32 protein-coding genes are annotated in these 24,007 nt (G+C 64.9%); 15 read left to right on the forward strand and 17 right to left on the reverse strand.

Annotation, left to right across the window (positions count from 1 at the left end; genetic code table 11):
* Window positions 1-14: 14 nt before the first annotated feature.
* The 4 genes from K940_RS33675 to K940_RS29140 form a co-directional block, all read right to left on the reverse strand.
* The gene (locus K940_RS33675) at window positions 15-392 is read right to left on the reverse strand and encodes a hypothetical protein (RefSeq protein ID WP_036529525.1); all 378 of its coding nucleotides are present in this window, start codon (window positions 390-392) and stop codon (window positions 15-17) included.
* A gap of 118 nt (window positions 393-510) precedes the next feature.
* On the reverse strand, window positions 511-696 hold the full coding sequence (locus tag K940_RS33680; RefSeq protein WP_369797526.1) for a trans-aconitate 2-methyltransferase: 186 nt from the start codon (window positions 694-696) through the stop codon (window positions 511-513).
* Between the two features lie 65 nt (window positions 697-761).
* Window positions 762-1,253, reverse strand: a complete 492-nt coding sequence (locus K940_RS32465) for a hypothetical protein (RefSeq protein WP_028478779.1) — start codon at window positions 1,251-1,253, stop codon at window positions 762-764.
* A 213-nt stretch (window positions 1,254-1,466) separates the two neighbouring features.
* On the reverse strand, window positions 1,467-1,973 hold the full coding sequence (locus K940_RS29140; protein WP_051407350.1) for a GNAT family N-acetyltransferase: 507 nt from the start codon (window positions 1,971-1,973) through the stop codon (window positions 1,467-1,469).
* 200 nt (window positions 1,974-2,173) lie between these two features.
* Between K940_RS29140 and K940_RS32470 the strand changes: the two genes are divergently transcribed.
* The 6 genes from K940_RS32470 to K940_RS0118725 all read left to right on the forward strand — a co-directional run bounded on the left by K940_RS32470 (window position 2,174) and on the right by K940_RS0118725 (window position 5,267).
* Entirely contained in the window at window positions 2,174-2,347 is a 174-nt protein-coding gene (locus K940_RS32470) for a hypothetical protein (RefSeq protein ID WP_155980962.1), read from the forward strand.
* Between the two features lie 553 nt (window positions 2,348-2,900).
* Window positions 2,901-3,041 carry a hypothetical protein gene (locus K940_RS32475; RefSeq protein WP_196812270.1) on the forward strand — a complete coding sequence of 47 codons (141 nt, stop codon included), beginning with the start codon at window positions 2,901-2,903 and terminating at the stop codon, window positions 3,039-3,041.
* Between the two features lie 549 nt (window positions 3,042-3,590).
* Window positions 3,591-4,118: a hypothetical protein gene (locus K940_RS0118705; protein ID WP_028478781.1), complete on the forward strand. Its 528-nt coding sequence runs from the start codon at window positions 3,591-3,593 to the stop codon at window positions 4,116-4,118.
* Between the two features lie 334 nt (window positions 4,119-4,452).
* Window positions 4,453-4,668, forward strand: a complete 216-nt coding sequence (locus tag K940_RS33105) for a hypothetical protein (protein ID WP_028478783.1) — start codon at window positions 4,453-4,455, stop codon at window positions 4,666-4,668.
* Window positions 4,669-4,707: 39 nt separating this feature from the next.
* Window positions 4,708-4,995 carry a hypothetical protein gene (locus K940_RS29150; RefSeq protein ID WP_051407351.1) on the forward strand — a complete coding sequence of 96 codons (288 nt, stop codon included), beginning with the start codon at window positions 4,708-4,710 and terminating at the stop codon, window positions 4,993-4,995.
* Window positions 4,992-5,267, forward strand: coding sequence for a hypothetical protein (locus K940_RS0118725; protein ID WP_028478784.1), 276 nt, complete (start codon window positions 4,992-4,994; stop codon window positions 5,265-5,267). The genes K940_RS29150 and K940_RS0118725 overlap by 4 nt, the downstream gene beginning before the upstream one ends.
* A gap of 374 nt (window positions 5,268-5,641) precedes the next feature.
* On the opposite strand, the gene K940_RS0118730 is transcribed toward K940_RS0118725, so the two are convergent.
* The 8 genes from K940_RS0118730 to K940_RS0118775 form a co-directional block, all read right to left on the reverse strand.
* Entirely contained in the window at window positions 5,642-6,058 is a 417-nt protein-coding gene (locus tag K940_RS0118730; RefSeq protein ID WP_028478785.1) for a GNAT family N-acetyltransferase, read from the reverse strand.
* 23 nt (window positions 6,059-6,081) lie between these two features.
* Window positions 6,082-6,606: a ParB/RepB/Spo0J family partition protein gene (locus tag K940_RS0118735; RefSeq protein ID WP_028478786.1), complete on the reverse strand. Its 525-nt coding sequence runs from the start codon at window positions 6,604-6,606 to the stop codon at window positions 6,082-6,084.
* Window positions 6,603-7,916, reverse strand: a complete 1,314-nt coding sequence (locus K940_RS0118740; RefSeq protein WP_231390429.1) for a DUF3440 domain-containing protein — start codon at window positions 7,914-7,916, stop codon at window positions 6,603-6,605. The genes K940_RS0118735 and K940_RS0118740 overlap by 4 nt, the downstream gene beginning before the upstream one ends.
* A gap of 25 nt (window positions 7,917-7,941) precedes the next feature.
* Window positions 7,942-9,216 carry an SNF2-related protein gene (locus K940_RS0118745; RefSeq protein ID WP_028478788.1) on the reverse strand — a complete coding sequence of 425 codons (1,275 nt, stop codon included), beginning with the start codon at window positions 9,214-9,216 and terminating at the stop codon, window positions 7,942-7,944.
* Window positions 9,197-10,213 (reverse strand): hypothetical protein, encoded by a 1,017-nt coding sequence (locus tag K940_RS0118750; RefSeq protein ID WP_036529241.1) that lies wholly within the window; start codon window positions 10,211-10,213, stop codon window positions 9,197-9,199. Before K940_RS0118750 ends, K940_RS0118745 begins: the two co-directional genes overlap by 20 nt.
* A gap of 2 nt (window positions 10,214-10,215) precedes the next feature.
* Complete coding sequence (locus K940_RS0118755; RefSeq protein ID WP_028478790.1) at window positions 10,216-10,671, reverse strand: hypothetical protein; 456 nt, start codon at window positions 10,669-10,671, stop codon at window positions 10,216-10,218.
* Window positions 10,668-11,090: a hypothetical protein gene (locus K940_RS0118760; protein WP_028478791.1), complete on the reverse strand. Its 423-nt coding sequence runs from the start codon at window positions 11,088-11,090 to the stop codon at window positions 10,668-10,670. The genes K940_RS0118755 and K940_RS0118760 overlap by 4 nt, the downstream gene beginning before the upstream one ends.
* A gap of 777 nt (window positions 11,091-11,867) precedes the next feature.
* Entirely contained in the window at window positions 11,868-12,281 is a 414-nt protein-coding gene (locus K940_RS0118775) for a hypothetical protein (RefSeq protein WP_028478794.1), read from the reverse strand.
* A gap of 401 nt (window positions 12,282-12,682) precedes the next feature.
* Here K940_RS0118775 and K940_RS29155 point away from each other — a divergent pair, with 401 nt between their 5' ends.
* The 3 genes from K940_RS29155 to K940_RS0118800 all read left to right on the forward strand — a co-directional run bounded on the left by K940_RS29155 (window position 12,683) and on the right by K940_RS0118800 (window position 17,318).
* Window positions 12,683-14,740, forward strand: a complete 2,058-nt coding sequence (locus K940_RS29155) for an ATP-binding protein (RefSeq protein ID WP_155980964.1) — start codon at window positions 12,683-12,685, stop codon at window positions 14,738-14,740.
* 37 nt (window positions 14,741-14,777) lie between these two features.
* Window positions 14,778-15,695 (forward strand): hypothetical protein, encoded by a 918-nt coding sequence (locus K940_RS29160; RefSeq protein WP_081706477.1) that lies wholly within the window; start codon window positions 14,778-14,780, stop codon window positions 15,693-15,695.
* A 549-nt stretch (window positions 15,696-16,244) separates the two neighbouring features.
* Window positions 16,245-17,318 (forward strand): PP2C family serine/threonine-protein phosphatase, encoded by a 1,074-nt coding sequence (locus K940_RS0118800; RefSeq protein WP_028478796.1) that lies wholly within the window; start codon window positions 16,245-16,247, stop codon window positions 17,316-17,318.
* Between the two features lie 570 nt (window positions 17,319-17,888).
* Here K940_RS0118800 and K940_RS0118805 read toward each other — a convergent pair.
* The 4 genes from K940_RS0118805 to K940_RS0118820 all read right to left on the reverse strand — a co-directional run bounded on the left by K940_RS0118805 (window position 17,889) and on the right by K940_RS0118820 (window position 19,158).
* Window positions 17,889-18,212 carry a hypothetical protein gene (locus K940_RS0118805; RefSeq protein ID WP_028478797.1) on the reverse strand — a complete coding sequence of 108 codons (324 nt, stop codon included), beginning with the start codon at window positions 18,210-18,212 and terminating at the stop codon, window positions 17,889-17,891.
* 63 nt (window positions 18,213-18,275) lie between these two features.
* A complete protein-coding gene (locus K940_RS0118810; RefSeq protein WP_155980965.1) occupies window positions 18,276-18,452 on the reverse strand; it encodes a hypothetical protein in 177 nt (58 codons plus the stop codon).
* A complete protein-coding gene (locus K940_RS32480; RefSeq protein ID WP_196812271.1) occupies window positions 18,442-18,696 on the reverse strand; it encodes a hypothetical protein in 255 nt (84 codons plus the stop codon). Before K940_RS32480 ends, K940_RS0118810 begins: the two co-directional genes overlap by 11 nt.
* A 171-nt stretch (window positions 18,697-18,867) precedes the next feature.
* The gene (locus K940_RS0118820) at window positions 18,868-19,158 is read right to left on the reverse strand and encodes a hypothetical protein (protein ID WP_155980967.1); all 291 of its coding nucleotides are present in this window, start codon (window positions 19,156-19,158) and stop codon (window positions 18,868-18,870) included.
* Between the two features lie 277 nt (window positions 19,159-19,435).
* Here K940_RS0118820 and K940_RS0118825 point away from each other — a divergent pair, with 277 nt between their 5' ends.
* The 3 genes from K940_RS0118825 to K940_RS0118835 all read left to right on the forward strand — a co-directional run bounded on the left by K940_RS0118825 (window position 19,436) and on the right by K940_RS0118835 (window position 21,638).
* On the forward strand, window positions 19,436-19,747 hold the full coding sequence (locus tag K940_RS0118825) for a hypothetical protein (protein ID WP_155980968.1): 312 nt from the start codon (window positions 19,436-19,438) through the stop codon (window positions 19,745-19,747).
* A 302-nt stretch (window positions 19,748-20,049) separates the two neighbouring features.
* On the forward strand, window positions 20,050-21,267 hold the full coding sequence (locus K940_RS0118830; protein WP_028478801.1) for a recombinase family protein: 1,218 nt from the start codon (window positions 20,050-20,052) through the stop codon (window positions 21,265-21,267).
* Window positions 21,264-21,638 carry a hypothetical protein gene (locus tag K940_RS0118835; protein WP_028478802.1) on the forward strand — a complete coding sequence of 125 codons (375 nt, stop codon included), beginning with the start codon at window positions 21,264-21,266 and terminating at the stop codon, window positions 21,636-21,638. The genes K940_RS0118830 and K940_RS0118835 overlap by 4 nt, the downstream gene beginning before the upstream one ends.
* Before the next feature lie 665 nt (window positions 21,639-22,303).
* On the opposite strand, the gene K940_RS0118840 is transcribed toward K940_RS0118835, so the two are convergent.
* Window positions 22,304-22,882, reverse strand: a complete 579-nt coding sequence (locus K940_RS0118840; RefSeq protein ID WP_155980969.1) for a hypothetical protein — start codon at window positions 22,880-22,882, stop codon at window positions 22,304-22,306.
* A gap of 121 nt (window positions 22,883-23,003) precedes the next feature.
* On the opposite strand from K940_RS0118840, the gene K940_RS0118845 reads away from it, so the two are divergent.
* The 3 genes from K940_RS0118845 to K940_RS0118855 all read left to right on the forward strand — a co-directional run bounded on the left by K940_RS0118845 (window position 23,004) and on the right by K940_RS0118855 (window position 24,007).
* A complete protein-coding gene (locus K940_RS0118845; RefSeq protein ID WP_028478804.1) occupies window positions 23,004-23,186 on the forward strand; it encodes a hypothetical protein in 183 nt (60 codons plus the stop codon).
* 73 nt (window positions 23,187-23,259) lie between these two features.
* The gene (locus K940_RS29170) at window positions 23,260-23,547 is read left to right on the forward strand and encodes a hypothetical protein (RefSeq protein WP_196812272.1); all 288 of its coding nucleotides are present in this window, start codon (window positions 23,260-23,262) and stop codon (window positions 23,545-23,547) included.
* 88 nt (window positions 23,548-23,635) lie between these two features.
* Window positions 23,636-24,007, forward strand: a complete 372-nt coding sequence (locus K940_RS0118855; protein ID WP_028478805.1) for a DUF6573 family protein — start codon at window positions 23,636-23,638, stop codon at window positions 24,005-24,007.

The following is a 24,007-nucleotide window of genomic DNA, read 5'->3' on the forward strand; positions in this document are numbered from 1 at the left end:
TCGGGAACAGAGGACTATCGGACGGTTGCGGTGGCGACGATATAGCCCTTGGGGTCGCGCCAGCACTGTCCGGGGTGGGCGGTGAACCAGTCGTGGATGTCGGTGGTGACCGCGTCGAGGATCGCCGATCGGTGCGGGCTGGCGGCATCTATGCCGCAGAAGGAGAACAGGGCTTCGGCGAACCGTATGACAGGTTCTGGAGTGTCGAAGAGGAGGGCGTTGTCGCACTGGCGGATGTGGACCTCGCCGAACACCACACTCAGCATCTTCGGCAGAGTTGTGGAGTTCACGTCGTTGACCATGCCCACCGCTGGTGCCAGGCCGCGTTCGGCGGCCCGGTCGAGGACGAGTTGGCGGGTGCGGGCGCAGGTGGCCGGGTGGTTGACGCTCACGGCGACGCGGCTGCCGACGCGGCTGATGCGCCACAGTTCGCGCATCGCCTGGTACGGGTCGGTAGAGCATGTGCCGAGCGGTGACGGCGTCGAACTCGTCATCGGCGAACGGCAGGGCCTACGCGTCGCCGAGTACGCCTTCGATGCCGGGGACGGTGTCGGCGGCGGCAACCATGGCGGTGGAGTTGTCCAGGCCGACGAGGCGGCCGTGGTGTCCCTGCTCGGCAAGCTGGGCGAGGAATCGACCGTCGCCGCAGCCGATATCGGCCAGATCCTCGCTGCCGGTCAGCGCGAGTGCAGCCAGAACTGCGGCAACCGGGTCGTCGGGATGTTCGCTGTGGCGCGCATGGGTTCAAGCTCGGCTACTACTCACCAGTTGTAGACGACCCGCTGGGAAGAGAGTATGTCGGCTACTTCCCGCGTATGACCGAAGAGGAAGCATGGCAGGCGGGCCGGGGAGTGTGGAAGGCCAACCGAGAGCGAGTGATCCGAGAGCAGTTCGCCGTCATCATCGGAGATGGTCGGGTGTGCGCGGTCGCCGAGATTCATGAGGTCGCCCATATCGATGGACGGATCGTTGTCGATGGTGAGGTGCTTGCCGAAGGTCACCCTGTTCGCGATGCATGGATCGGGCAACCCGACCCGGTCGTCAACGCCTCCCAGAATCCCGTCGGATACATCGCGCTGCCCGAGGAAGCCGAGTTCATCGAACGCGCCTGCGGCTGCGGGTGCGAGGCGATCAGCACCCGCGACTTCCTGCCCGGCCACGACGTTCGCGCCTTCCAGGACCGGGTCCGGCGCATGTTCGCCGGATCGGCGCTGGAATTCATCCGGTGGGTCGACCGGATGGCCGGCGAACACGGCGTGCCCGTGCTCACCGTGCGCAATCCGGCTGCGCGGCGTATGCCCGACCGGGAACTGCCCTCGCTCGCTCCGTACGACCAGTTGCTGACTGCGAGGACACCCGCCACCGCTACCAGCGCGAACGGGGATGGCCAGCGCGGCGAGTTGGCCCCGGACGCGGTCGCGGCCGCCGATGGGACGGAAACCGTCCAGGTCGCCGGGCAGTCCGGGTCAGATCCAGTAGGAACAGATGCCATCGCGGATCTGAGGGGACACGGCACCGCCACTCGCGTTGCGGATGACCCCGCGAGACCCGGCGTTGTCGGTCCGGCAGCTGAGCAGAGCGGGGCGGATGCCGAGATCAGCTGCCAGGCAGAGGGTTTGGCGCAGGATCTCGGTCCCGAACCCGTATCCCCGGTGTCGGGGGTCGACGATGAATCCGATGTGGCCGCCCCACCGGGTCAGGTTCTCGGTGAGCCGGTGGCGGATGTCGCTGCTGCCGACTAGCACGCCGCCGACCTCGGCGACGAGGAACGTGTAGGGCACCGCGCCGTCGGCCAAGCCGACCCCGGCGCGCGCGTTGTCTTGGACGCGCAGGTACTTCGCCCAGGAGATCCCGGGCTGGTAGTCCTTGGCGAACACGGTGCCATCCGCAGTGATCGCCGACCGCAGTGCGAGAAACGCTTCCTCGTCGCCTGGTCGCAGCGGGCGCACGATCAGCTGGTCGGGGTTGGTCATGGGGTCGATGCTGCGGTGGCGGTCGCGGCTTCCGCAACCGGATTTCGGCCCGCTGGCCGATGGTTCATTCCCTGACGCTGTGACCTCCAGCTACTACACTCTAGAGCCTCGAACCCCCTGTGTAGCATGCGGTTTCGCGTCGGTGAGCCGCAGGCATTCGGGCCCGGTGTGGCGACGGCGCGCAGCCGAAGGAGGATCGCGTGAGCACAGCAGCTTCGCCCCGAGACGGGCAGGCCTTCGCCTACTACGAGCCGGTCGCCGACGGGATGGCGGTGAAGAAGTACACCGCGCCGCCGGAATGGCTCGAACCCGGCCACACCATGCTCACCTGCACAGAATGTGGGTGGGGATCTGCGGCCCGGCGCCAACGGTGACCGGGCACGGTTCAACATCCCCGACCCGGCCACACCGAAGCAGCTGCGCCTGTTCTGCGGGACGTGCCGCAACGACGGGGGTCGACGAAATGGAACGGCTCACCGGCACCCGGTAGCGCTCCGGACTGTCCGCCGACACACCCGGCCACGGTCGTTTACGCAGGTCACACCGGCGGGTAGCGTGAGCAGTACCCCAATTGGGTTGGGGACCAGCGCAATCGAGGACGGTCGGTCCCGGCCGGAATATCGGTCGGGACCGGCTTTGCCTGCCGCTGGTCAGCTGGGAACTGGTGATGGTGTAGTCGCGGCCGGACACCAGTCGTACTTCCTCTCTATGAGATGGCACCGACCTTTGGTGGTGCCCAGCTCAACGAGCTGCGGCTGTTCCAGGCTCGCGTCAGGCTTTGCCGATGCCGGGAATCGGAGCGTGAGTCTATGACCGCGCGGCCGACGCTAACCCAGTCATGCCCATCCGGCGGCCCAAGCGCCCGTCGCACGCCGGTGATGCCCGGAGCCGCCACCACATCGGAGGTACGCGATGAGTAAAGGATCGATGAGCCACGACGACGCTGACCGCATCTCGGCGGCGGCCGCGGCCGACCCGAGCAGTTCTACTGCCACGTCGGGCTTCGATGATCGGGCCCACGCCGCCGCCGATCGCAACGACGATGACGACTACGAGGATGAGGAGTAACCGACCCTGAAGTTGTGCCGCCCCCGCCGATTCGCGCGGGGGCGGCACAACTTGCCGGTCAGGGCTGCCCAGTCAGCCGCGTCCAATCCGCGGCCACCTTCGTGCTGCGGGCCAGGCTGTACGCCATGGCCTGGCGGCCGATCGGTGTGGAGTCGGGGCCGGTGAACCATCGCGCGATGGGTTGGCAGTTCTTGTCGAGGTTGCAGTCCGCGCAGGAGGGTTCCAGGTCAGCCCCGAATTCACGCACACGAGGGCGGTGGGCCTCACCACCACATCGCCAGCCGACCGGTGTGGCCTGACCGCCTGGAACAGCTGCGAACGCGCCCGCGTCCTCGACCACCGATCGCACTGGGCTTACACCCACAAGGTCGACCCGCTCGTTCGTCCGGCATACGTCCTACTACACAGCGAACCGCCGTGCTCGGGTGCATGCAGGCGGTCTCGTGCTGAGACCACTGGGTGCGCCAATACTGGGCAACGCATGCACTCCTTTTGTCGGTCCGCTCTGTCATCATGGGCCGGAACACGTTGATAGCAGGAAGAATTACTTTGCGGTCGAAGGCAACTGGTGCAGAGGAATCCGACTACCTCGACAGGCACTTCAGTCACCAAGTCGGTCTCAGTCCGGGCGACGTCAGCGACTCACCAACCTGGAACGCCTACATCAAGCCCCTAGTGGACCCATTCGTCGACACACGTGGCGATTTCAGGTATTGCGATGAAGACGAATTCCACGAGCTCGTTTGGGAGGTATGGACCGACCACGGCGTCGACAATGACGTCACCATCGAGCACGAGGCCCTCCTGTCGACGGGGACCTCCGCGAGACGAGGAAGCCGCATCGACTTCCTCATCTGCTACGACAACCTGCACCGGGTCGGAGTCGAGATCAAATGCGCAGGCAGGTGGTCGCCAGAGGGAGTGCAGGAGCAGCTAGTTCGCTACGCCGAGACCGGCCAGATCAACACGATCTTGTTGCTGACTGCCGATCCTGACCTAACCGATATCGACTGGCCCCGTGACCTCGGCGTGCCTCTGTTCATAGTCCAACTCACCGGCCGCCGCGGTCGTCTGTAGATCAGCTCGTGTAAGTGCCGCGCAGACCGGCCCTACTAGCGGCTATGTGCACTGCCGGTTGCCCTACGACCCAGGGATGGGCCTGATCACCGAGCCCGGCGACGACGAATACGACGACGCCCGTGGCTCCGGCGGCAGTGCGAGACCTGCGGGACCCGAGGGCTCCGGCGACCGAGGACAAGATCGCTGATTTCGAAACCGATGTGTTGTCGGGCTTCCCGCTGACACGAGCCTCGGTCGGGCTGGTCGACTCGACCATCCAACGCGGACACCTATTTCGGCAAGGTCCTCCAGGATGCGAAACGGTCGGACTCGAGCCTGTCGCGCGGCCGTGATGACCGTGTACTTCCACTTCCTGGAACTGCGGCACAACGTCGAGCCGCGCAACCTCAACGGCCGTGTGGTCGAATGCCCTCTTGATGAGATCAACCGGCCGCGAGCGTCGGTCGACCCGCAACTACGGTCCCGCCGACGATCGAGCGAGCGTGAGGAGCTCGACGCGCTGCGAGACACCGTCGATCAGGTCAATGCGCTGGTGTCGGCCGTCTGACCGCACTCTGGCGTATCACGTGCGTGGTACGCTCGGGAGGTGGGTGACCGATACAGCTTCACCAGCGACGGGTTGTACAACATCGAGGTCTACGGCGTCACTGCTGGCGAGGTGTGGGTTGCGCTGCATTCCAAACGCCGGATGGTGCGCCACCTCGACCCGAAGGCGACCGCGATATTCGGTATCACCCACACCGGCCGACGCTTGGTCGTGTTCGTCCTGGAGTCGGAGCTGGAAGACAACGACTGGGACATCATCGCAGCCCGCGAGATGGGCCCGGATGAGAAGGCCGTGTTCGACCGCTACACGGGAAGGCAGCAGCCATGAATATCGACCAGAACCTTTCCGAACTCCTCGCTAACGGTGCCGATGTCGACATCCCGGTGCCGGACACCGCGACGCCCATGGTCAGCCGGTCGCTGCGGCTCCCGGCCGATCTCTACGAGCAGTTGCACGCCCTGGCCGCTGAGCGGGGCATCGGGGCGACGACACTGATGCGGGAAATTCTTGCCGCCGGTGTCGCCAGCGCCGACAACACTGCCGTCGTGCCGTTGGCCGACGTGCAGCGGGCCATCGCCTCGCTCGCCCACCCGGCCTGACGAGCCCGGCTGGTTTACCGTCACCCGCTGAGGGTGAGGCGGCTGGTCATGTTCAGTTTCACCTCGCCGTAGGGCAGGTTGTCTGGATAATTTTGTCGCTGACCTCCGATTTCGTCGGGTGATCCGCAGGGTTCGCCGAGTTCGGTCAGCAGCTCCGGATATGACGGACGATCGCTTCGTGGGTGCGTTCGATCTCGCGGGGCCAGTTGCGTTCGATGGCGTCCTGGATCAGCTGGCGTTCGCGGGCGAGGTGATCACGGAGCCGTGGGGCGTGAATTTCGACCCGGGCAGGTGCGAATTCCTGTCAGCCGGTGCCGTCCGCGCCGATCGGCTACGTCGCGATCCGGTCCGGCGCCTCGATGGACACCGACCCCCTATTGGCCGGTTGGTGGTCGACGGAGTTTCCGGAAATTCTTGTATCGGCTGGGAAGTGCGATAAACCCGAGGTCGGTGTAGTGGTGGACATACTCCTTGCGCGCGACGGTGGTGATGGTCGCCCCGTCATCGACAGCGTCGATGACGGCTTGGACGAGTTTCCGGCGCAGGTCGTCGTGTTCGGGTGCGACGTAGCAGGATTCGGCGTGCACAGTGCCGTCTTTCCTGGCGAAGTGCACGATGAATCCGGCGACGGTGTTGCGGTGGTGTGCGATGATCCAGGTTTTTCCTGGGTCGTCGTGGGGGGTGTCGCCGAGCTGCTTGGTGACTGCCCGGTTGGCGAGGTACGGGCCGATGATCGGGTAGAACTCGGGGTCGGCGTTGGTGAGGGCGGTGAAGGTGTATCTGGTGGTCACAGCTTCTTCCTGGCCGGCGGGTGTTATTCGGGTGCCTCGGAGAAGTCGCGGTCGACGAACAGCGCAGCCAGACCGGTGAGTTGTTTGAGTCGCAGTAGTTCGTCGGGGTCCATACCGATGTGGCGCATGATCCAGGCATCGCCCATGCCGGCGTCGACGAGGTCTTGGACGATCGCGGTCATCAGTTCGACGCCGTGGACGCCGCGGGCGCGGTTGTGTCGGATGGTCGAGGCCATCCGGTGGGAGATGTCGCCCTCGATGAGCACGACCGGGATCAGGCCTTGCTCGCGGTCACGGATCCGTTTGCTGGTCGTCATTATCAGGTAGCGGTGGTAGCCGTCGACGATCTCGTAGATGTCGTCCTCGGGGATGTGGCAGCAGACCACCGGCTGGGTGTAGCCATCCTCCCAGATCGATAGCTCCAGGAGCTTGAATTCGGGTGGCGCGACTGAATTCGGGTTGTAGGCGTTGGCGCGGAGCTTGTCCAGGGGGATCGGGCGCACGTCGTAGACCGGGGACCGGAACGGTCCGTTGACAGTGGGTGTCACAGGATCTCCTTGTATTTCGCGATGGCGGCTTTGCGGCGTTCGGTTTCGAGTTTTGTCGGCCCGAACCCCATGGTTTTGCAGCTCACGTCATTGCGCAGGATGGTGATGACCTGGCGCTTGCGGGTGGGGGCCAGTGCGGTAGCGCTGATGGGCAGGTCATCGGGGGGTTCAGCGAACTTGACCATCTCGGCAGGCTGGGAGCGTTTGCGGGCGTCGGTGGGTGGGCCGAGGTACTCCACGCCGGGGGTTCCGGCGTCGCGCAGTTCTTGTACGTGCTGCACCGGCAGCGCACCACCCCGAGTCCAGTACCTCTCGGAGGTGGCGAACTTCGCTTCGTAGCGGGCACGGATGTCCTCGGGCAGGGTCGTGAGCAGGAAGTCGCGGTAGCTCTTCCATGTATGTCCCGGTGGCAGCGTCACCTTCCCGGCGCCCATGGCCGAGGTACCGGCGTAGATCGCGGTGAAGTTGACCCCATTGACCCGGCCGACCAGTTTGACCCATAACTCGGGCTCGATCACCCGGAACATCCTCAAACTTTCGATGGCCTGCTGATGGAACGGTGAGGAGACCCGCATCGCATGCAGCGGGACACCGGCGAGGTGCATCAGGTCGTAGAGCCTGTTGTAGGACCAGTCGAAGCGTGCGTTGGCCACCCATACGTCCTCGGTCAGCCAGTCGTGGATCGGGTATGCGTTCCAGATATCGGTGTAGATGCGTGAGGTCCACCGCAGCCCCTGGTACATGGAGTCGTCGAGCTTGTCGGTGCGGTTGATCGCGGCCCAGCGGTGCAGGGACTCCTGCTCACGGATCCCGACCAGGACTGCGGTCCGCTCTGCGCGGGCACGCTGGTGCAGCCAACGCGTCACCCGGGACTGGAAGGTGTAGTCACGCACGCCCCGGTATGGCGGGAACCCGGCGGGGATGGTGCCCTCGTGGATGACGCCGGGATAGTCGGGCAGGTCCCGCACCCACAGGTCGCGGTCTTCCTCGGCCCAGGGTAGCCAGTGGTCAGTGGTCATGGTGACCGAGCAGCCCGCGGCGATCGGCAGGCAGATCCACACTGGATCGATGACATCGAGGTTGGAGGTCATGACTTGTGTGACGTAGTCGGTGGTGGCGCTGTACTGGGCTTCGTAGTCGATGTGCAGGACGGTGAGCCGGCGGCCGGGATGGTGCACGCGTGCGTAGTCGATGGCGGCGTGCAGCATTACCGCAGAGTCTTTGCCGCCGGAAAACGCCACCACGAGGTGGTCGAACTCGCCGAAAATGGTGGCCAGGCGTTCCTGCGTGGCGTCCCACACAGATTTCACGAGTGTGGTGCTCCTTTCACATATCTCAGAGTTGGCCGTTGGGGTCGATACTGCGCCGCATAAGCTGCGCGAGCCAATCCTTGCGCTGGGAATTCTTCAGGATCATCTGGTCGATCCCGTGCTCGGACAGGTGGTGCGTGGAGTAGATGATGTCACTGGCCTGCCCGATCCGCCGGATCCGTGAGGCGGCCTGGATGGTGCGACCGTAGTCAAAGGTCGGCGAAGCGAAGTGGGCGCGGGCGATGTGCTGGAGATTGAGCCCAAAGGCACCGACACCGTAGGTCAGCAGCAGCGGCACCCGCTCGGTACGAGACCGCTGGAACAGAATGTCGCGATCAGCAGGGCTATGCTCGCCATTGACCAACAGATGCGCCTCGCCCAGAGCATCAGCGATGAGGCGTTGCTCGCGCAGATAGTTGCAGAACACCAGGCAGTGCTGGCCGGCCACGGCCTCGGCGATGCTCGCGCATTTGACAGGGTCGTTCGCCGCGATCCGCGTCAGGTGGGAAAAAAGCTGGTAAAGCACGATTTCCGAGCCCTGGCTGTCGTTCCACTCCTGCAGGAACTCATCGCGGGTCTGCTCGTATTCGGTGCGGGTCTTTGCCGAGGACGGATGCACGGTGTGCGCGTCGAGCTGGGTGACCCCCAACTGCAGGCGTGCCTCGAAAACATACGGCGCGATCAGCGACCGCAGATGCTCGACGTTGATCGTGGACGCCTCGTACCAGATTCTTTCACTACCCCATTGGTCGACCACCCGGCATTCCCGGAAATACCGTTTCCGGTAGGCACGGTCGTCGGTGGCGATGATCTTCGGTGACAAGAAGTCCATCTGTCTTTTGATGTCCCACAGATCGCGCGTCAGCGGTGTGCCGTTGAGCACGAGGGCGTAGTCGGCGTGTTTGCGCAGTTCATACATGCGTGTGGTGCGCTTGGACTTGAGGTTTTTGATGAAGATCGACTCGTCCGCCACCACCAGCAGACGAGGCCGCTGCACCCATTGCAAAACCTCCAGCCAAGTCCGCCCGGACTGCGACAGGGTCTCGTAGCCGAGCACACGCACAGGTACCGGTGAACCCCACCGCGCGATCTCGGCTTCGATCGTCGCGGTGACCGAACACGGCGCGACCCACAGCACCGCGTCCAGCTTCGCGGCGCGGTGGGCAATCAGATGCAGCGCCAACCGCGACTTGCCCATCCCCTGCTCCATGAACAGCGCCCCCACCCGCAGGCGAGCGAACTGCGCGAACGCCGCTTCCTGGGCACCGGTCAGCGGCGCATCAGTCATCGAGGAGCTCATGGGGAATCACCACCTCGGTCACCGGCGCCACCGGATCCGGGTCGACGGCTTCCACACCTCTGGTTGGGGTCAGCGTGGTGTATGCCCAGGCCCGGACCATATCGACGAAGTCCGGCGCGGGAAGCTCCACGACGTCGTCGACGGTGTGCACGCGCACGGTGTGGTCGGCCGGCAGGCGCAGGGACGGCAAGCCCTCGTGCTCCTCGACGAACCCGCGCGGCAGCCAGACCCGGGCCCGGGGCCAGCAGTCGGCGAAGTGAGGAAACCGCAGAACCCGGCGTGCCCCGTACCGGGTGGTGACCCGGCGCAGGTGACAGGCCTGGATCGGCAGCCGCAGCCATGCGGTCCTCTCGACCGCGAGGCACGGTCCCGGTTCGGGCAGCGGGTGCGCGCGGTCAGTGAACAGCTCCTGCGCGGTGACCACGACCGGTGTCGTCCCGCCGCGCAGGGTGATGTGGGACTGGGTGCGGGCCAAAGTGATCCGCCGTTCGTGTTCACCCAGTGCAGCGACTCGGAAATTCGGGACATCGAAGTGTAGGCCCTCCCAGCGCGAGCACCGCATCACGATCCGTTGGGACTTCCCCGACGGATTGGCGTACACGTCGTCGGCGGCGACGAGGACAGCGTTGTGGCGTCCGGGCTGCCACACCGCGGGGACTTGCCAGCACGGGCCGGGCTCGGGGGTCGGCTGGCGGCGGTCGCGCCAGAGCTCCTCGGCGGTGATCCACGCGCTGTAGCGGCCGTCGGTGACCTCGCAGCGCTGCCGGGTACCGGGCGGGATCTTGACCGTGGCCAGTTCGTTGTGGATGCGGACCCAGTCGGCCCACACCGACACACCGCAAGCTTCCCACCGAGATCGGCGCAACCGGATCCAAACCTTCTTCCTGTCGGGGGTCACGTCTGCGGCCGCTATGTCGAAGGTGTTGACCCCATCAGGGCGCCACACGTCGGGATCAGAGGTGAGGTGACGGGCACCGAAGGTATCGAGCAGACTCATCGTCACCACTCCGGCTCGGTCTCGCCCAGGAGCTCGGGCAGGGGCCGGTCGAAAACCTCAGGCCAGCGGCCGGTCGGCACGAAGTTGTCGTGGATCCAGTGCCCGGGCCACACGGTGTCGGGATAGGCCAGCGGCAACGTCGACTGCCACAGCCCCTGGATAGCAGGCACACCGCTCTGCCCGGCCACCGCCAGCAGCACCCAACCGAAAGGATGAAATCCGTGCACGGTGTCGGCGTTGTCGAGCCACCAGCGGCTCACCACGATCTCGCGGTAGGCCTCGGCTACCCGTTCGTACATCGGCGTCCACGACTCATGCGCCGACCAGCCCGGGGTACCGCGGGGTCGTGATCCGTGGCCACGGCGCGTCACGAGGTCGATCGCGGTCCGGCGAATGTCGATCGCCGCGGTGATCTGGCGGCTCGTACCGCCTTCCATCACAGGCAGGGTGTCGGTCATGAGTGGTCCTCCGAGGCGTTGAGATCGCGGAACTCACCGGGCGCGCAAAACCTCACCAATCTCGAGGTCGGGCCGTCGCCTCGCGTATCGATCCAGCGTCTTGCGCGCGTCTCGCGCAGCAGGATTGCCAGCACCCGCTCCCGGCTAAGGTCGGTATCACTGAGGCTGTGTTCTAGGTCGGTCAGGGCCTCGTCTCGGATTGTGACCGCCCACGCGATCTGCGAATCGCTGCCGGTGAGTTTGGGAAGGTTGGCCTCGGCAGCGCGTGCAGCCGAGGCCGCGTTCTGCTGTGCACGGGCACACTCCCAGCAGTCCTGCTCTGCGAGCCACTGTTGCTTTCTGGTGCGGCGTGATTTGTTGCCATCGAGGTGATGCCGCTCCTCATGACCACACGCATGTTCGATTGTGTACCTGGCCATTGTGATCGACCTCCGGCTGTTGAGAATGGGGAGTTTCGGCTGCTCGTGCGGTAGTGAGAGCGGGACGCCAGGAAGCTTACCGCAAGTTAATTTGTTTGCAAAGCCTGTGGCGATGCGGGTGACATTCCCGATGGTGCGGGTGGCGCTCGCACTGATGGGCGTACCCGCCGCGCAGCACGACGGGTACGCCCTGAGACATCAGACCGCATGGCTTCCGTTGTGCTGAACGCGATTCCCGGGCCACATGGCCGCAGTCGGATGCCTCGAGAAGGAACCGGTCGCTGATGCCGATGGAGATCGACCCCTGCGCCGCTGCTGCACCCCCGTCGACGAGGGGCGCAACCAGTTGACCGCGGTATTGCCGACAGCACATACCGGATTCGAAACACTGGTCAGCACGTCCGAGCAGGAAGATCAGAGGCGACACAGCCGGATCGGGCCGCACTGACCAGCAGAGTCATGCATCTACGGGACTGCCGCTGGCCTGTCCCACGGTGACGCTGGTCACTGGCGTGGGCACGCGTTCGCGGGCTCACGGTGCATCGCCCAGCCCGGAGCGTCCTCGATGTGTGGGTTCCCATCCGCACGCCACCTCGTCGCGCAACTGGACTCGATCAGTCGACCAACGGATATCTGTGCCGACGGCTCCTCCTGCTGGCTGAGGTCCAGGCCTGTCCCGTTGGGCTTGTTCGGCGACTTCCCTTGCGGCCTATTGAACCGGAGACCTTCCGTGCTGGCGGAGGCTTCGCCACCACGGAAGGCGCCCATCGATCTTCGCTACGTGACGCGCAGCGACTCTGGCGCGACGAGCGTCAAGCTCGCCCGATCGCAGCGAAGGTACCTGTTCTGATCCCCTCCCAAAACACTCACGTCAAATAAATCGGACCGGCCGGTCGGCACTTCGACGACGACATAGAGCCCCGGCCTACCGAGGACCTTCACAACCGACCCAAGGACGAGCGGCGCAGGCGCTGCCGCAGCGAACGTTTTGGCATTCATGACCTCGGCGTCTGTCGCCGGCCGGGCCAACGGCCGGTCGGCTCGGACGGCTGTGCCGCCGTCGAGCGGTTCCAACTGCAGGGTCTTTGGATTTGTCTTGGTGATGCCGAACACCTTGCCGTCGTGCAGAGGGTTCCCGGTGCCATCTAAGACAACGTGGTCGCCGACGGCGAACTCGTGGGTGCGGGCCATGGAACAGTTCCTTTCAGCGAGTGATCATCTGCTCCCTCGATTCTCACGCGGCGCCATGCGACTGTTGCAGTCCGGAGCTGGACCTACAGCGTCAGGTGATCGGCTTCGCCCCGATCACAGACAATTTGCCGCGGAAGGCTCTGGCCCGCGGCCGCGGCGGCGACGCCACCTGTCCGCGCGGAACAGCGTGCGCTGCGACATCGACCGGCGCGCTCGCCACCTGTCCGCGCGGAACAGCGTGCGCTGCGACATCGACCGGCGCGCTCGCCACCTGTCCTGACCTAGAGATCAGTGACGTTGCCGTGGGCCGGAATCGAGGTTGAAACAGCCCTCGGAGCCGCCGTGCACAGTTGGCGTATCGGATCACCGACCAGACCCCCTCACTGAATGGAGCACTCTCGATGGCTATTCCCGCGAACCCGACCTCCACGATTGTCGACACCGACATCGCCCCTCAAGAGGCCGTGACGATGACTTCGCGCGTCGACGAGGACGGTGCGCGGCGGATCATGGGCATGTTGGTTGACATGTACGCCGATCCGGTGACTGCGGTGGTGCGTGAGTACGTCGCGAACGCGGTCGATGCGACGATCGCCGCCGGATCGATGCTGCCGGTCGAGGTGACGACGCCCGATGCGCTGACCCCGAATCTGGTTGTCGTGGATCGTGGGACGGGCATGACGAGCGCTGAAGTCGAGGCGGTGTTCTTGGCGTTCGCGGCATCGACGAAGCGAGGCACAAACGAGCAGGTCGGTGGTCTCGGCGTAGGGGCCAAATCGGCGTGGACGGTCGCGGATTCATTCCTGATCGACACGGTGAAGGCAGGCCGCCGGACGGTCGTGCGTGCAGCACGTGACCTCGCGCATCATGTGCTGGTCGCGGACGCGGCGACAGATCGGCCGCCGGGAACCTCCATCACGATCCCGGTCGACGAGCAGAGCGCACCGAAGTGGCGCGATGTTGTGCGGTCGGTCACGGCAGCCCACAAGCCAGGCGCGGTCATAGTCGACGGGGAGCCTGTCATCAGCATTCAGGGTGGGCCACGTTGGGTCGGGCCGATCCGCTGCGGCCACCTCGACAGCAAGGAGGCCAGGGGCAAGGCCAAGGTCACAGTCCTGTCGGGTGGAACACTTTTCTCAGTTCCCCGCGACATTGAGGCGACGGTCACAAGGCGTGTCGACATGGGATGCGTAGTCGAATTGCCGGTGGGGACTTTCGATCACACGCCGAGCCGTGAGTCGCTGATCGCCACTCCCCGGACGCAGGAGTCCATCGCTCAGGCGCTGCGTGAATTCGACCAACAGTGGACCGCCTTGGGAGAGCGCATCGCCGCGCTGGTCGAGACCGATGTCATGGCGGCACAGACCCTGCGTGCGGCTACGCTCGACAGTCACGGAAACCAATCGCATTTACCGATCGACGCAACGATGACCCTCACGTCAGACATCCTGACCTTCGGGCCATCACATTCATGGCGCATGGCATGGACTCCGGGAACCCCCGCCGATACTGTGCCAATGTCAGCGTTCGGCCAGTGGTGCGAACGCCTGCTCATCATCACCGGGTGGCCGAATCGGCGCTCGCTGCGCGGCGTCGCCAAATACGCCCGCATCTTTGCCCCGCACGTGACCTCGATCCTGGCACTGCGTGGCGAAGCGAAATCGGTGGCACTGCCAGTGAAGAACTCCGTCCAAGCCATCCAGATCACCGTGGACACCCCAGGGGTGACCATCGTGTCGTACACCGAGATGCAAAGGCAACTCGAGGAACGGCGCTCAGCAGACCGGCCCGCACGGCGCGACCCGGCCTACCGGGTGGTGCGGAGGAAGGACGGCAAAACCCGTACTGTGGAGATGACACTGTCGCAAATCTCCGCGCTCTCGGTACCGGTCGTCTATGCCGCCAGGGTGGAATGGTGCGAGTTTCCCTGTGGCCTGGAAGATGGTGCCCTCGTGTACCTGGGACGCAAGTCGCCGAACACGTTCACCGCCGCTGTGACGCACGCGGTCGAGTACACCCAGTGGGCCAACCAGCGAGTCCATGACCTGATCGCCGCAGGAAGCGAACTGGACCTCGACGCGGTCGCCCTGGATTCGGTCGTGGACCACCGGTGGCTATTTGAACTCGCCTACTCCGTGGCTGACTACGTGCCAGAAGCGCACCCGGCGGCCGAAACTCTCCGCCGCATGAAGGCAATCCACGCACATGCCCTCTCCTCGAGGGGGGCGGCGCAATGGCCGCTGGCGCGAGCGATGGAACAGTGCTCGAGGGCGGAGTTCTTTGCACCAGCTTCGATCCGTGTAGCCGACCTCGCAAAGACACTCAAGGAGATGTACCCACTGTTCAATTTCATCCAGCCCTCCCGCCTGGGCCGGGGTTCCAATGTGGCCCACATAGGTGAATACCTCGCCAACGTCGCCCCGAAAACGACTGCAACAGTAGCCAGGGCCGCCGAGTAGACCCATTGGTAGAACCAAAACCGAAGGGACAGAAGCGATGCGATGGATAATCGACTCGACGTCGATCACGGTGCTCCACGACGACCAGCCCGTCATGGTCTCCGCCGGCGACCCGCAGTACACCCCGATCCGCAACTACCTCACTGCCGGCGGGCAGGAGATCGAGCACATCCGGCATCTCGCCGAGGACGGAAAATCCGAAATCCGCGAGACAGTGACCGACCTCCACAATGTGGTGGACGGAGACGACGAACAGCCGTACCGAATCGTTCACGGCGATCCCGTGGACACGGTCGTACTGGCCGCCGCCGTACGAGTGCGACGAGAAGCCGGCGACCTCACCGCGCTCGGTGCATTCACCCGCCGACTCGAGGAAAACCCCTCCCCTGCGGCACGGTCACAGCTGTTCGCGTGGCTGGCTGCCGGTGGCTTCACCATCACACCGGACGGCATGATCGTGGGGTACAAAGGCGTTGGCACCGATGGACGCTCGCTGCACTTCGGTCGCCAACGGGTCACCATCACCCACCAGGACGGCACCGTCGAAACCATCACAGGAAAGGTGCCTTACCCAATCGGCGCAACTGTCGAGATGGCACGCAGCAACGTCGACGACGACCGCGACAGTGCGTGCTCGGTCGGCCTGCACGTCGGAACCTACAACTACGCAACCAGCTTCGGCGAATCCACGATCCTGGTGTTGGTGGACCCTGCGGATGTGGTCTCGGTTCCTCGTGATCACGACGGCCAGAAGATGCGCGTCTGCAAGCTCGTGGTGGCCGCCCCACACGACGGTGAGCAGATCAGCGAGGCGATCCTCACCCTCGTCACAACGATGCCCGACCCGGCTGCTGAAGCCGCATACCGCGCGCGGCCGGAGAACCAGCCTCCTGTAGTCCCCGAGGACGAGGAGTTCTGCGACGACACCGACGAAGGCTACTGGAACGAGGACTGAGCAGAGGGCTTCGGCAAGCAGCACGAGCACGCACTCGGCACGGACGAAGCATTGAGCCGCTGATGCAGGGCGACCACGCCAAACATCAGCGGCTCAATGCTTCTGCGGTCGCCCAACTCCGGTCGGAAGTGCGCCCCACGGCCGAACACGACATCCATCCCGTGAGTGTTCGGTCGCGATAGCGAACCTGACCCAGTGCGCCCTTGGCGTGGGCACACGTCGTCACGACCGACCAGCGCGGAACCGGACACCGCTCCTGGCCAACGCAACCTGACCGTCTGCGGGCTGTCCTGCCAGAACCCCTTGGGCCGACTCTTCCCGGACTGTGAGCAATCGGAGCGCGCCAGCTGCTCGGAGATCCTGCACAGCAGCGTGCCCAGCTCCAGTAATCCTGATCCCTTCCACGCTGTTCCGCGCGCCCAGCGCCGCCGACCCACGGAGCTTCACCGCGCGCTGGCGGCCGGCCGTGACCTGTCATGAACGACTGCAACAGCCGCTGGTGCTGTACGGGATGGTTGCGCCAACACCACACACCAACAGGAGACGGACATGCTCACCCACTACGCGACACCGCACGGCAATTTCGGGTTCCGTCAGGCCCACAAGCGCATCGGCGCCTCGGTGGAAACCATCATCACTCAGCGTCCCGAGCAAAAACTACTGCGCGAGGCGACGCTGCGGGTGCTGTCGGCTGGAAACAGCTATCGGAGTGCCATCGACAACCCCGCATCCACGCCGCAGGAAACGGCCCACGCCCGCCACTACCTGGCCACGGCGCGCGACGCAGTGCAGATGGCCTACCAGGAATCCTTCCGCCCCAGCGACACATCACGGCCGATCGCTACCGCCGCCGACACCGAGGTGCTGGCTGCGTTCGATGTGGCAGCAGAGTCGCACATCGGCGGCCGCACGGTGAACATGGACTCCTTCGGTTGGGCGCGCGCACGGTCGCCGCTGTGCCGCTACATGGTCACCGCGATCGCCGACGGCGTCGGCTCCCAGCACGGGTCAGAGCTGATCGCGGAAGCTGCGGTCAACGCAGTCTGCCAGCTCGGAGTCCACGCCGACTACGAGACGACCCCCGACCAGCTCATCGAAGCGGCCCGCGCGCTCATCCCGCTCACCAGCGCCACACTCGGCGCCGACGCCCGACCGGTGGTCGACGCCTTCGCTGGCCATGATGACTGGTGGCACCCCGACACCACTCTCGTCGCGGCAACCATCACTCCCGACGCCGAGGTCCACGTCGGGTGGGTTGGCGACTCCCGCGCCTGGGTCCTGACAGTGGACGGGCTCCTGCATCCGATCACCCAGGACCACAATCTCGCTCACGAGGGTTTCTCGAACGTGCTCACTCGGTCGCTGGCCTACCCGGACGCCCCCGACTATCAGGACTGGGGATACGTCGGTGGACGTCGAGCCCGCCGCGTCCTTTTGACCACAGACGGCGTTCACGACTCACTGGACAGCTTCGTGATCAGCGAGGTTCTCACCGCCGCACAGACTTCGGCCGAGGCCGCCCGCGAACTCGTACAGCGGGCGGTCGCAGCCGGCGGTGCCGGGACCGATAACGCGACGGCTCTCGTCGTGACGTTGCCTGACGCTCCAACCCGCCAGCCCTGATCTTGGTGCCGTACCAACTGGGGTGCTCAGCAGTGAAGAGCGTGACGGGCCCTCGCACTGTGAATGAACTGCAGCAGACGGCCTACAGGTTGGCAAGTCCGTAGACACCCCTTTCCTCGTCGAGGATCCCGACGCAGGCTGGGCCAGCCAGATGAGCGAGTGGTCTTGGGAAGACCTTGCTCGCCTACAGGATTGGCGCGCCGGCCGCGCCCACCACGACCAGCACTCGGCCGGATTCTGGCTCGAACGCAGGTAATCGACTGTTGGACAACAGCAACAGATGACTGCCTCAACAACCAGTATGAGCAATACAGTCATTCACCGATCACCTGCAGACCGACACGACCATCCCACTCAGCTGGCCCGACGGCGGCCGGCCTGCGCGAGATCTCCTGGCAGGAGAGCCAGTCGCAGGCTACCCCGATGCCACCACAGTGCCCGCACCACCTGCCGGCATTCGAGCGCTGGGTCCGTCGGACCTGCGAGAGAACCATCATGATCAACGACGGTGTCCGCGCCCCGCTGTCACCCCGGATCAGCGATTGAAAAGTCACGTGACGAAGAATTCTGCTAGGAAAGCAGACCCAACCCGAAACTACCTTCCGCAACCCAGCGCGCCGTGAGGGCGAGCTCCCGCCACGCGCACCTGGGCCGGCGCCTGGCTTCAGGCGTTCCGTCGTCGGTGATGAGCTCAACTTCCCGGGCGGTGCCGCCCGACCCGTCGGCGACGACACCTCCGACACCCACCGCATCGAACTCCACCGCACCAACCCCGATTGCGCCGTCGAGACCGCAGTCGTGCCCGTCGTCCGCGATGGATACGCCATCGCCGGCGACCGTTCCGGCATCGACGCACGGAACGAAAACGACACCCCGCCCGCGATTCTCAACCACGCGAGAGATTCCAGAACTGGGAATTCCGCGAGCTGGCTGCCATTCACGGCGCCGACCACAAGCTCACCAGCGCATCGCCCGACCACCCCGCACCCAGCTCAGCCGCGGACGTGACTGCCCGTGCAGTCGGCTAGTCCGTCCAGGCAGCGACCGATCACCGGTGGGCGGAAACCGGTGCGGCACATAGTTCACCAGCACGTCGAGGTCGTCCTCGCTACCCTTGTCGACCTCAATCACCATCCGGCCGCTCTCGCGCCGGACCACCACACCAACCCGCGCCGGCCATCCGGCCACGCTGCTGTGACGCGAACACGACACCTGGGCACCGTCGGGTCATTCCACACCCGGCGCCGAGGTTGTAGGACGCCGCAGAACTGTAGGTGCGCCGTTGGATCACCGTGTCATTGGGCACCGTCGGCAGCACCATGTCGATCACCTTTCCTGATTCGGTGGACGAGTCGGGGCAGTTCAGGCGAATCTCCACTGTTGCAGTCGAATTCCGCAGCGCCATGTCGGATGCGCCGTAGCTCGAAACCGGTGACGGTGCGATCCGGCGACCGCTGCTAGGACCTGCCACCCTTCGTGCGCGAGGCCGTCGAGCCGCTCCTGCACCCTCCGTCAGAAGGACTTCCGCGCACACCGATGACCTCGACCTTCACCGTGCACCAGAATGATACATCCAGATCGATGCTGTCCGGAACCCGCTGTGGTCTCCGGTGATCACCAGCCATTCTTCGGTGTTCGACGGACGCGATTCGCAGGCGAAGGACGTGAAGTCGGGTGCTGTCGCCGAGGTCATGAACGAACCGTAGGAGCCGACTGCTCCACTGTTGCAGTCGTTGTCGAAATCCTCCATCTGCACCGCCCCGGCCCCACCTCGCCGCAACAATCGATCCCCGTCTGACTGCAACAGCTGCCCGTCACGCCCGCCACGATTGGCGCTCACACGGGCAATTCATCCCGCATTTCCTGAAGGAGTACCTGATGACGAACGAGCCGACCACCCAACACGACCTTGGACGCGATGAATACGGTCTTATCACCGCCGACCTCGAGTGCGGTGCGACAAGGAGAAAGGCACACCGCTCGGAAGTTTCTGGGCTGGAGCGCATTTCGGTCCCTTCGTCAGGTTCCTCCGTCCCAACAGCACTGTCGGCACCTCCAAAACGACCAACGACGCCCAAGAACTGAACACGGCTCTACAAACCGAGATCATCCCGAACATGCGCAATGCCGTACGTGACTGCCGCGCCAGATACGATCAAGCCGCTATCGCCGACGCGCAACGGGCCGCGATCCTGACAGTAGTCGGCCAGCGGATCACGCTGGACTTCGAGCCTGACCTCATGAAGCCGCCGAGGTACTTCGGCCGCCGCGGCGGCGAGATCCGCGGCCGGATCGACTCTGACGGGGACCACATCGCGTTCTACCTGTCCGTAACCAACCCCGAAGCGCTCGCGTTGGCCGACCACATCTCTCAGCGCCTCCGCAGCATCGGCGACGCCCCCGCCCCCGAGGACTACCCGCCGTTTTGACCAGCCCCTGGGTCTGCGCCCATGCCCACCTGCAAGGCGTCGCACTCGTAATACAGATTTCCGCGTCGATCGCCCCGTGATTCGGTGCTCTACTCAATGCCAGTGGCGCCGCAGCTACGACCCGAGGAAGAAGGAGAAGCCGGCCTACTGGCGCACGGTTCGATATCAGAACCCGAGCGTGTTCGACCCTCACAAGACCACCAGCGCTGGCCTCTCCCTGTTGGCCGCCCTACAAAGCGCGAGATACACCCGACCTATCGAGCGGGCAGCACTCGTCGAGCTGCCTGTGTCCAGGAAGAACGATGACCAATCCATTCGAACCGCCCATCGACCTCACCGACCTGCCGAACTACAGCACGACGACAATGCGCCCCCGTCGCCCCGTGTTCGTCGGCCGCGTCTCCACCAAAGACAATCAAAATCCAGCCTCGTCTCTGCCGCGGCAAGCGGTCCTCGCCTCCGAACGACTGGAAGCCGGCGAGAAGTTCGCGGCATACTATTGGGACGTCGAGTCTGGAATGCTCCCCCCGGATCTACGCAGCCTCGCGCCGCGAGAAATGTATGAGGCGCTCGCTGTGCCTCTCCCTCGAGACGGCGGGCTACAAGACCTAGTCGACCGGGCCGCGCAACTAGGCATCACCCATGTGCTGGCTGAGCGCTCGGACCGCGTGGCACGCGCAATGCTGACCAGCCTCACCGTCGAGCACGAGCTGGGGAAAGCTGGGGTGGAGGTGATCTACGCCAACGAACCAGTCGGCGGCACCGAATCAGGACGGCTTCGCGCCCGCCGCTACAGCCAAGTCGACGCGGAACTCTACAGAACCATACTGATGGAGACGTCGATGGGCGGGCAGTTCCAACACACCGTCAACGGCTGGAACCACGGATACCCTCCCTACCCCTACACCACGGTGGTCGATGAGACTGCCCCAGTCCCGGTGACCAGACGATTCGGCGCGACACGACCGAAGCGGAAGCTCGCTCCCCACCCCGACTCCCGCCGCTTCGACGCGGCCCGCGAGTTGTGCCGTCTACGACGGGAGGAGCACATGAAGGCGTCGGACATAATCACCATCCTGACCGCAAGACCCGACCTCTATCCGATCGAGGACCGGTGGACGAACAGCCTCGTGGAAGGCCTGATCGCAAACCCGAAGCTAACCGGCTATCAGGTGTACAACCGGCGAGCGACCCGAACAGGCCGGTCTGGGTGGTCCCGGAAGAATCCGATGTCGCAGTGGGTGTGGTCACCGGGAATCGCGCACGAACCGGTGGTCAGCTTGCAAGAGTGGAAGCAAGCCCAGGAAGCAACCGAGGCGCTGCGCGCGCAGACACAACAAGACGGCCCACTGTCGCGGATACGCGCTGCGGCCCGTCGCTCGGGCCTCACTGTCACCGCAGTCAAACGAAACGAAACCCACACCATGTACCAGATCGGAGGACGGAAGGTGATTGTGCCGAACCGGATCACGAACACGCTCGCGCAACAGGTGATCGCTGAAATGGAGAATGCAACGTGAGTGAAAACATCAACTGCCAGGCCACCAGGCGCGGTCGGAACTGGGACGCACATGTCCCCGAATACGGGGCATTCGCGTCCGGGCGGACGCTGAAACAACTGCGGAAAAACATCGAAGGCGCGCTTGCGCTCGCCGGCGTGACCGCAGAGATCACCATCACCCCAACCTCACCTGAACTGGAGACCCTGCGGACCAGCAAGGACACCTACACGGCGGCCTTACGTGAAACGGTTGCCACCCTGGCCCTGCGCTCGACAACGAAAACCGACATCGCCCTGGCAACAGAAATAAAGCCTGGACAAGTGAAGGCGCTGCTCGCCGAACCCGAACCTCACCGTACCTCTCGACATGTGACACCGTCGTTGGCTTGATCGGCGCCGTCACCCGACGGCCGGAGAACGTCGACTCTTCCGCGTCTGCATGACGTCGCGTCTTCGGCGCCGCGGTACCAAAGAGGACCGTCAGCCCGCACAGCAGATACTTGAGATGGTGACGCGGCGTCCATACCGGAGGGAATTCTGCGGGCACGTATGGTAGCGCCCATCGGGTTCGCAGCCTTCGCACATTGGAGATGCGTTGGACAACACCATGATCCATGGCTGTGGAAGGCCCGCTCGGATTTTCGGCGCCGGGAAATGCCGCACACCTCCCTCTCGTGCGCCGATTGCCAGTGCGTCCTATCGTGTCCCGCAGTGGCGCGACAGCACCGGCGACCGGTGAGTCATGCGGCGTACCACTCGATCGCTGACATGGTAGTCCGGTTGCGCGCTGCTGGTGGCGTGGTCAGTCAAGTACAACGCAGGAGCGTCGTTGTCGCGATTGTCGCGCAGGGCGGCGATATCTGAGCATCGAACACCGAACCGAGGAACCAACCGCGCAGGCCCACAACGCCAGCACGATGGTGATGTCCTGGCTGGTTGGCTGATCCGCAGCAGCGAACCGGCCGAGGTGTCAGAGTTGCCCGTACCACGACCGAGATGGGATTGGCGGGGCTGACGGGTGGTGCCCGACACCATCCGCCCTACCCCAGGCAGGCTCACCGCTGGGCGCGGATCTGCTCAATGCGCACCAAACAGTGTTGCCGACCTGCACCATCACAACCACCGGCATGCACCAGCCATGTGGAATGGTCGGCGGCGTCTACCCCGACCGCCCACAGCACCTGCCGCTCCTCAGCGGTGGGTATCCCCGCCGGACCGTCGCGCACCAGATCCTTGGCCGCGCGCAACGCCCAATCCTGCACGTGGAGCAATTCCTCATCGGTAAACCGCCCGCCGGACTGGAGTTTCGCCAGTGCCGACTGCTCAGCAGCCAGTTCCCGCCGCTGCCGCCGCTCCTCCGCCTGGCACTCGGCTTCGGCGGCGTGAGCCAGCCGCTCGCTGCGAAGTGCGGTGAACCATTCCGGCGCCGACTCAGGATCACGTATCCAGGAAACGGTTGCGGTCACGGTGAGCGGTTCGCGCACTTCTGCCGCACGCATAGCGCTCGCTAGGGCGGCAACAGGTATACCGACATTTTCGGCGACCGCGACCGGGACAAGGGCACGATCGCGGTCGCGCTGCTCGGCCTTCCTGCGCCTACGTCGCCTTGGTGGCGGGTCAGTGTTCGCGCTCATCCAGGCCATTATTGCCGGCACCACCGACAAACTCGACGCGGGCTGATCGGTCACCTGCGCTGAGCACCAAACGCCAAAACGATTGTGGTAACCCCAGTCGTACGCGCCGCCCTGGCTGCGGGTGAGCCTGCACGACATCACCACCCCCGATGGGGTGGAGCGCACCCATCACGCGGTCAGGCTCAACACCGTGGCCTGCACCGTGGTCGTCGACGACCACGGCCGCGTGGTCATTGTGCGAGTCCTTCCAGGACTGAAACCCGGCCCATACTCGTCGGTGGTGTCCTCGGTCGTCTGCGGATGAAGTGTCCGTCAATCCGGCACCACCCTGTCGAAAAGAATGTGCGGGCAACGGCGGTTGCACCGAAACTGACACGGTGCAACAGGGTTGGACGACGACCCTCGACCGGGTCCGGGGCGGCGAGGCGCTGGCGATCCTCCAGCGCGGCAAGCCCGCGGCCGCCCTGCTGCCGTACTCGCTGTGGCAGCGTGCCGCCGCGGACGCCCCGGTGTGGAAAGTAAGCACTAACAGCTGGTGGAGCGTTCGCCCGGAGCGTGTTTCAGCGATCACGGCCGATGTCGATGCGCACTCGATGCGGCTGGGTGTGGACCTCGGCGGCGTAGTCGACCGCCTCGCTGATCACCGCGGCCTCCGTTCTGCGTGACCAGCGTCGGATCGCCATGCGCGCCACCGTGCTCGCCGAGGGGGGAGCCGAAACCGGCAAGTCCCCACCAAAACAAGGAGATTGGCAGATGTTTGAGAACGCCGAAGTGATCCACAGCTACACCCGCGCCCAGGCCATCGCCGAGGGGTTCCTGTTCGACGTGACCGAGGCCGCCCGCGCCGAACAGTTCCGGCTGCCCGTCGCGCTGGCCCCCCACGCCTACGCCGAGGCGATCGACTACGACGACAACACCGATGCCCACACCGCTCGGATCACCGCTGTTCTGAGCGCGGCCCGCGCGGCAATCCGTGATTTGCCCGAATCGGCGTATCGCGGCGAGTTCCAGATCGATCGCGGCGAGGGTGACGCGGAGCCCGATTTGCTCACCCTCATCGCGCACTGTGGACCCAGCGACCAGGGCGAGCCCGTGATCACGATCATGCGCCCCGCCGACGATTGA

The sequence above is a fragment of the Nocardia sp. CNY236 genome (genome assembly GCF_000482385.1).
Taxonomy (GTDB): domain Bacteria; phylum Actinomycetota; class Actinomycetes; order Mycobacteriales; family Mycobacteriaceae; genus Nocardia.